Source organism: Actinomadura montaniterrae (assembly GCF_008923365.1).
GTDB classification, from domain to species: Bacteria; Actinomycetota; Actinomycetes; order Streptosporangiales; family Streptosporangiaceae; genus Spirillospora; species Spirillospora montaniterrae.
The window spans coordinates 1-7,456 of record NZ_WBMR01000343.1 but is presented as its reverse complement, the minus strand read 5'-3'; the positions used below and the strand labels follow the sequence as shown (position 1 = coordinate 7,456).

The following is a 7,456-nucleotide window of genomic DNA, read 5'->3' as shown; positions in this document are numbered from 1 at the left end:
CGGTAGGACTTGCGCAGCCCTTCCGCCTGGATCGCCAAGTTCGTCATCGGGGGACTCCTTGAAGAGGGGTTGAGCGGGCCCGCCGGGCGGGCCCGCTGGTCACAGGCTGCGGGCGGTGATGTCGCCGTGGTCGGTGGTGGCGTCGATGGTCAGGCCGGTGGTGCCGTCGTTCTTCAGGCTGTTGGTGACGCGGCCGTAGGAGGTGCGGGCGTCCAGCGCGGCCGAGACGCCGGGGGCGGCGCCGACCGACACGTCCCCGGAGCGGGTGCGCAGTTCCACCCGGCCGCCGGCGGCCTGGGTGATGCGGATGTCGCCGCGCTGGGTGCTGATGTCGGCGGGGCCGTTGAGGTGGCCGACCTCGACGTCGCCGTCGGTCGCGGTGAGGCGGACCTCGGCGGCCTCATCGATCTTGATGTGGCGGTAGGCGCCCTCGAAGGCGACCTCACCGAGCCGTCCCACGCCGCGGAACTCGGTGGCGGCGGCGGTGCCCTCGACGCGCGAGCCGGCGGGCAGCTGCACCGTCACCTCGATCGCGCCGGTGGAGCCGAGGTAGCGGTTGCCGGTCGCGGCGCGCACCTGCAGCGTCCCGTCGGCGAACTCGACGGTGGCCTGCTCGGCGGCCTTGACGTCGCGGCCCTTGGCCGGGTTCGCGGGCCGGACGTCCACGACGGTGTCGGCGCGGTCGGCGGCGATCACCTGCACCCGGCCGGCCGGGACGTCGAACGCGGCGGTGATCGGGGCGGGAGTGGCGAAGGTGTTCATCGTGCTGCTCCTTGCTGAAGGGCGCGGACCCCTGCGGCCCGCTCGTTTCTGACAACGCAAACGCTACGTTGCCTTTCAGAGTTGAGCAAGAAGCTTGTTGCACAGAATCAGTGTTTGCGCTGATAGACGTCAGATTATGGTTGCAACCGTTCAGAATTCAACGCAACGTCGCACCGTGCTTTGTTGCAATGGCTTGCGAGTGAACGCTCTGCGGAGTCTCGACGCGGCCGGCGCGATCAGCGTGACCCCGGCGCCGTCGCCGGTGACGGCGCGGCGGGCGTTCTCGGCGAGGCCGGTCAGGGCCCGTTTCGTGGCGCCGTAGAGGTTGCCGGGGGTGTGGACGAACCCGGCGACGGCGGCGTCCAGCCGGCCGAACCGTCCGACGATGGCGATCGGGAACGCGTCGCCGCGCAGATCGAGGAGCTGCAAGGGTGCCTGGACCTCGTGTCCCGGAAGGTCGCCATGTACGAGGAGCACCTCGCGGCGGACGGCGACGACCCGCTCTGGGCGGGCTAGCCGGTGGTCAGGCGTTGACCCAGTCGCCCGGGAGCAGCGCGCGGAACCGCGCGAGGGTCTCGGGGTCGCGGGCGCGGACGGAGAGCCACGCGCCCCCGCCGTCGGACAGCAGCACGCCCGGCGCGGTGTAGAAGTTCTGTCCGCCCTCCGCCGGGAACGGGACGAGCGCGAAGCGGCGGGCCAGCTCGTCGTCCTCGCCCGCGCCGAGGTCCCGCGAGTCGCACAGTTCCTCGGGGCCCTGCGTCGACTCCGACAGAACGATCTCCAGGACGGCCAGGGAGAACCGGTCGGTCCACGGCTCCCACAGCTCGGCGTACTTGTCGGCGAGGTCCGCGCGGACGTGGACGGGCGGGTCGTCGCCGCCGAGGTCGTCCAGCAGGACGCCCCAGCGCGCCGCGCCCTGGTTCTCCTCCCGGAACACCAGGGCGCCGTGCTCGACGGCCAGCTCGCCGGGGCTCAGCAGGGAGTCGAGGTTGCTGTGCAGGTCGGGGCGGCGTCCGAACAGCGCGTACGCCTCGCGGACGGCGGCGGGCAGCCGGAGGCCGAGCCGTTCCTCGGCCTCCGCCAGCTCCGCCTCCGGCGTGCCGTCCTCGACGGCGAGCGGCAGGCCCCAGCTTCCGGCGAACTCCCTGATGAAGGTCCAGGCGGCGGCCCGGTCGTGGAGTGCCGGCGGCAGGTCGCGGACGATGTCGAAGCCCACACTTCGACGTTATCCCTCTTCAGGCGGTTTTGACCGCGCCTCCGTCGATGAGGTGATCGGCGCCGGTGGTGCTCGCGGCGAGCGGGGAGGCGAGGTAGGCGATGAGCGCGGCGACCTCGGCGGGCTCGACGAGCCGCCCGGTCACCATGCCGATCCGGTCCGGGAGCATGCCGATGAGCCGCTCCTGGTCCACGCCGAGGGCCGCGGCCAGCTCGGCGCCGTAGCCGTCGGGCGACTCCCACATGGTGGTGCGGGTGGCGCCGGGCGACACCGTGTTGACGCGGACGCCGCGCGGCCCGAACTCGGCGGCGAGGGCCTTGCCGAACGCGGTCAGCGCCGCCTTCGCGGTCGTGTACGGGACGGGCCCGGCGTGCGGGGTCCGGGCGCCGTTCGAGGACACGTTGATGATCGCGCCCGAGCGCTCCAGCAGGCTCGGCATCGCGGCGCGGGCGGTGCGGACGGCGGCGAAGAGGTTCAGCTCGTACATGCCCTGCCAGGCGGCGTCGTCGAAGGTCAGGAAGCCGCCGGCCGCGCCGCCGCCGTCCCCGCCGCCGACGTTGTTGACGAGGACGTCGACGCCGCCGAACTCGTCCAGCGCCGTCCGGATCAGGCGGGCCGGGGCGTCCGGGTCGGACAGGTCCGCGGCGACGGTGACCGCGCCGGTCTCCTTCAGGGCCGGCGTGACGGTGCGGGAGGCCGCGACGACGCGCATGCCCTCGGCGGTCAGCGCCTCGACGGCGGCGAGGCCGATGCCCTTGCTCGCCCCGGTCACCACGGCGGTCTTGCCGGTCAGTCGCAGGTCCACGAGAACTCCTTCATGCATCGCTGATGACGCACTCAAGCTAATAGATGCAACAAAGATGTTGCAAGTAGCTCGCTACTCGGAACGTTGATGTACTGTTTCGGGGTGAGCAGAGCGTTGCGCGCGGACGCGGAGCGGACCGTCCGGACGATCCTGGAAGCGGCCGAGGGGGTCCTGTCCGCCGATCCGGCGGCCACGATGGAGCAGATCGCCGAGGCGGCCGGGGTCGCCCGCACGACCGTGCACCGGCGGTTCGCGACGCGGGACGCGCTGGTCGACGCGCTCGCCGCCTGGGCCACCCGGCGGTTCGCGGAGGCCGTGGACGCGGCGCCGCTGGAGGGCGCGCCGCCGCTGGTGGCGCTGTACCAGGTCACCGCGAACGTCCTGGAGGTCAAGATCGGCTGGGGGTTCGGGATGACCCGGGCCTCGGCCTCGCCGGATCCCGAGGTCGCGCGGGTGCACGCCGACGTCCTGGCCAAGTGCGACCGGCTCTTCCGGCGGGCCCAGGAGGCGGGCGCGCTGCGCGCGGACGCCGACCTGGCGTGGGCGCGGCGCGTCTACTACGCGCTGATCCACGAGGTCAGCACGGGGAACGACGCCAAGGACCCGGCCGCCCTGGCGACGCAGGTCGTGGACACGCTGCTGCGCGGCTTCGCCGCGCACCCCGAGCGCGGCATGTGACCACGCGCGGGCGCGGCATGTGACCACGCGCGGGCGCGGGATTCCGCCGACAGCGTGCAACGCTTCCGTACGTAAAGTACGGACCGTACAGTTCGCGCCATGAGACTTCTGATGCTGGGCGGTACCGAGTTCGTCGGGCGCGCCATCACCGACGCGGCGCTCGCGCGCGGCTGGGACGTGACCGTCTTCCACCGGGGCCGCCACGAACCGCCGGACGGCGTGACGGCCCTGCACGGCGACCGGACCGCGCAGGACGGCCTCGCACCGCTCGCCGACGGGGAGTGGGACGCGGTCGTCGACACCTGGTCGGCGGCGCCCTCCGTCGTCCGCGACGCGGCCCGGTTCCTGAAGGGACGGGTCGGGCGGTACGTCTACATCTCCAGCCGGTCCGTCTACGCGTACCCGACGGGTGCCGGACTGGACGAGACCGCCGACGTCGTAGAGGGCTCCAAGGACGACGGTCAGGTCCCCTATGCGGAGTCCAAGCGCGGCGGTGAACTGGCGGCGATCGACGCGTTCGGCGACAGCGCTCTGCTCGTACGCGCGGGCCTGATACTCGGGCCCTACGAGAACATCGGACGCCTGCCCTGGTGGCTCACCCGCGTCGCGCGCGCGGGACGGGTCCTGGCGCCGGGCCCGCGCGACCTGCCGCTCCAGTACATCGACGTCCGCGACCTGGCCGCCTGGACGCTCGACGCCGTCGAACAGCGGCTAGGCGGCCCGTACAACCTGGTGAGCCCGCCAGGCCACACCACGATGGGCGGGCTCCTGGCCGCATGCGCCTCCACGACCGGGTCCGACGCCGAGTTCGTATGGGCGTCCCCAGAGGAGATCCTCAAGGCCGGTATCGAACCGTGGACGCAGCTCCCCATCTGGCTGCCGCCCGGCGAGGATCACGACACCATGCACCAGGGCGACGTCACCAAGGCGCTCGCTACCGGTCTGCGATGCCGTCCCATAGAGGAGACGGTGGAAGACACCTGGACCTGGCTGCGATCCGTAGGCGGGCAGGCACCGCAACGTCCGGACCGTCCGGTCGCTGGGCTCGCCCCCGAGACCGAAGCCGCGTTCCTCGGCGACAGCGGGCACTGACCGCGACGGGGTGGACGCGAAGTGCCGGGTTCCGCTAGAGAGACCTTCTATGACCGCTTTGGCACTCGGCCCCCACCTCCGCCACGTGAGCGCCCGCACCGCGACGATCTGGGTGGAGACCGACCGCCCCTGCGAGGTCCGCGTGGTCGCCCGCGAGCACGGGGTGGACGCGGGCGCCCGCACGTTCACCGCGCACGGCCACCACTACGCGGTCGTGGAGGTCGACGGCCTCGAACCCGGCGCCCGCGTCCCCTACGAGGTGGCCGTCGACGGCGAGACGGTCTGGCCCGAGCCCGGCTCCGACGACCCGCCCAGCATGATCCGGACCCTCGACCCGGACGGGACGCTGCGCATCTCGTTCGGGTCGTGCCGCCGCTCCCCCGGCACCCCCGAGCGGTTCGGGCACGACGCGCTCGCCGCGTTCGCGCACCGGCTCATGGCCGGCGGCGACGACGCCGCCTGGCCCGACGTCCTGCTGATGGTCGGCGACCAGGTCTACGCCGACGAGCTGAGCGACGAGATGAAGGAGTTCATCCGCGGCCGGCGCGCCGCGGACGAGCCGCCCGTCGACGAGGCCGCCGACTTCGAGGACTACACCCACCTGTACAAGCTGGCCTGGCGCGACGACCCGGCCGTCCGGTGGCTGCTGTCGACCGTCCCGACCTTCACCATCTTCGACGACCACGACATCCGGGACGACTGGAACACCTCCTACGCGTGGCGGCAGGAGATGTGGGCGCAGCCGTGGTGGCGGGCCCGGATCACCGGCGGGATCGGCTCCTACTGGATCTATCAGCACCTCGGGAACATGTCGCCGCAGGACCGGGCCTCCGACCCGCTGCTCGCCGCGGTGCGCGCCGCGTCCGAGAACGGCGGCGACGCGGGCAAGATCCTCGACGAGTTCGCCGAGCGCGCCGACAAGCAGCCCGACACCATGCGGTGGAGCTACGCGCACGACTGGGGCGGCACCCGGCTCGTCGTCGTCGACAGCCGCTGCTCCCGGCTGCTGACCGCCGACCGCCGCGGGATGCTCGACGACGACGAGTTCCGCTGGCTCGACGGGCAGTGCCAGGGCGGCATGGACCACCTGCTCATCGCCAGCTCGCTGCCCTACCTGCTGCCCCGCACCATCCACCACGCCGAGTCGTGGAACGAGGCCGTCGCGGGCGGCGCGTGGGGGAGGCGGGCCGCCGCCGCCGGCGAGAAGGTCCGGCAGGCCGCCGACCTGGAGCACTGGGCGGCGTTCGAGCGCTCCTTCCGCGAGGTGGCCGAGGACGTGATCGCGGTCGGCAAGGGGGAGCGGGGTCCCGCCCCGGCCAGCATCTCCTTTCTCTCCGGTGACATCCACTACTCGTGCCTGTCCCGGGTGACCGCCCCGGACACGGCGTCGGCCATCACGCAGATCATCTGCTCGCCGCTGCGCAACCCGCTGAACGGCACCATCCGCCGCGCCAACCGCATCGCGTCCATGCGCGGCGTGAGCGGGGCGTTCCGGGCGCTCGCCAAGCTGGCGAAGGTGCCCGCGCCGCCGCTGCGGTGGCGGATGACCGACGGGCCCTGGTTCGACAACGCCATCGCCACGGTGGAACTGGCCGGCAGGCGATGCACCGTCCAATGGGAGACGCCCCGCACCGAGACCGCCCTCACCGAACTGGGCCGCGCCGCCATCACCCGCTGACCCCCGCCGAGCCACTGCCCCCGCTCCGGCCTGCGGCGACGAACGGAGCGGGGCGCGCCCGTTCAGCCCCCTCGCCGGAACGGGCGCACCCCGGGTGGGCGGACTGGGGAACCGCCCACGCCCCTCCAACGCGCGACCGCCCCCGCCATGACGCGGATCCGCGAAATCGAACATGCCGACTGCCCGCGTGCGCGACAATGTGTGGTCAAGGCGTCACAACGAGCTAGCATCGGGGTGGCGAAGAGCCCGCCAAGGACGGCGCGTCCGTGAGGAGGCCACGTGGAGGAGCCCGCCACGACCGGGACCGGGGACGCGGCGCTCATCTCGCGGGTCCGCGACGGTGACGTCTCGGCGTACGCGACGCTGTACGAGCGGCACGTCGCCGCGGCCCGCGGCCTCGCCCGGCACCTGACCGGCGGGTCCGACGCGGCCGCCGCCGAGGACGCCGTGCAGGACGCGTTCGCCAAGGTCCTCGGCGTGCTGCGGCGCGGCGCCGGGCCCGACACCGGGTTCCGCCCCTACCTGCTCACCGCCGTGCGCCGCGCGGTGTACGACCGGCGGCGCGCCGACCGCCGCGTCCACCGCACCGACAGGATCGAGGAGTTCGACGAGGGCGTCCCCTTCGAGGACCCGGCCCTCGCCGAGCTGGAGCGCTCGATGATCGTCCAGGCGTACCGGTCGCTGCCCGACCGCTGGCAGGAGGTGCTCTGGCACACCGAGGTCGAGGGCGCCAAGCCGGCCGACGTCGCGCCGCTGCTGGGCCTCACCGCCAACGGCGCGGCCGCGCTCGCGTACCGGGCCCGCGAGGGGCTCCGGCAGGCCTACCTCCAGATGCACGTCGCGGGCCTCGGCGACACGCGCCGCGAGTGCCGGCCGACGCTGGAGCGGCTCGGCTCGTTCGTGCGGGGCGCGCTCGCCGCGCGCGAGAGCCGCCGGATCCAGCGGCACCTCGACGGCTGCGCCGACTGCAAGGCGCTGCACGCCGAGCTCGCCGACATCAACACGGCGCTGCGCGAGGGGCTCGGGCCGCTGGTGCTCGGCACCGCGTCCGGCGTGGCGCTGGCGTCCAAGGGCGGCCTGTTCACCTGGCTGCGGCACCTGCCGAAACGGCAGCAGCAGGCGCTCGCGGGCGGCGGCGCGGTGGCGGTGGCGGCCGCGGTGGCCGCGGTGGCCGCCGCGATGATGCTCGTGTCCGACAGGCAGCCGATCCGGCCCGCGCACGACC

The 7,456-nt window shown here is 73.4% G+C and carries 8 protein-coding genes; 5 read left to right on the top strand and 3 right to left on the bottom strand.

The genetic code is table 11. From position 1 onward, the window contains the following. Positions 1-99: 99 nt before the first annotated feature. Positions 100-762: a DUF4097 family beta strand repeat-containing protein gene (locus F9B16_RS47800; RefSeq protein WP_151546910.1), complete on the bottom strand. Its 663-nt coding sequence runs from the start codon at positions 760-762 to the stop codon at positions 100-102. 336 nt (positions 763-1,098) lie between these two features. Between F9B16_RS47800 and F9B16_RS51900 the strand changes: the two genes are divergently transcribed. Then, positions 1,099-1,278 carry a MerR family transcriptional regulator gene (locus F9B16_RS51900; protein ID WP_192809359.1) on the top strand — a complete coding sequence of 60 codons (180 nt, stop codon included), beginning with the start codon at positions 1,099-1,101 and terminating at the stop codon, positions 1,276-1,278. 7 nt (positions 1,279-1,285) lie between these two features. Here F9B16_RS51900 and F9B16_RS47790 read toward each other — a convergent pair whose 3' ends face one another. Then, positions 1,286-1,978 (bottom strand): SMI1/KNR4 family protein, encoded by a 693-nt coding sequence (locus tag F9B16_RS47790; protein ID WP_151546909.1) that lies wholly within the window; start codon positions 1,976-1,978, stop codon positions 1,286-1,288. 19 nt (positions 1,979-1,997) lie between these two features. Further along, complete coding sequence (locus F9B16_RS47785; protein ID WP_151546908.1) at positions 1,998-2,783, bottom strand: SDR family NAD(P)-dependent oxidoreductase; 786 nt, start codon at positions 2,781-2,783, stop codon at positions 1,998-2,000. Positions 2,784-2,885: 102 nt separating this feature from the next. Between F9B16_RS47785 and F9B16_RS47780 the strand changes: the two genes are divergently transcribed. From F9B16_RS47780 to F9B16_RS47765, 4 genes are all read left to right on the top strand, one after another. Further along, positions 2,886-3,461 (top strand): TetR/AcrR family transcriptional regulator, encoded by a 576-nt coding sequence (locus F9B16_RS47780; RefSeq protein ID WP_225992614.1) that lies wholly within the window; start codon positions 2,886-2,888, stop codon positions 3,459-3,461. Positions 3,462-3,560: 99 nt separating this feature from the next. After that, positions 3,561-4,553, top strand: a complete 993-nt coding sequence (locus tag F9B16_RS47775) for an SDR family oxidoreductase (protein ID WP_151546906.1) — start codon at positions 3,561-3,563, stop codon at positions 4,551-4,553. A 49-nt stretch (positions 4,554-4,602) separates the two neighbouring features. Then, positions 4,603-6,231, top strand: a complete 1,629-nt coding sequence (locus F9B16_RS47770; RefSeq protein WP_151546905.1) for an alkaline phosphatase D family protein — start codon at positions 4,603-4,605, stop codon at positions 6,229-6,231. 279 nt (positions 6,232-6,510) lie between these two features. Beyond that, positions 6,511-7,456 (top strand): sigma-70 family RNA polymerase sigma factor (locus F9B16_RS47765; RefSeq protein WP_151546904.1); only part of this gene is annotated, 946 nt, incomplete at its 3' end.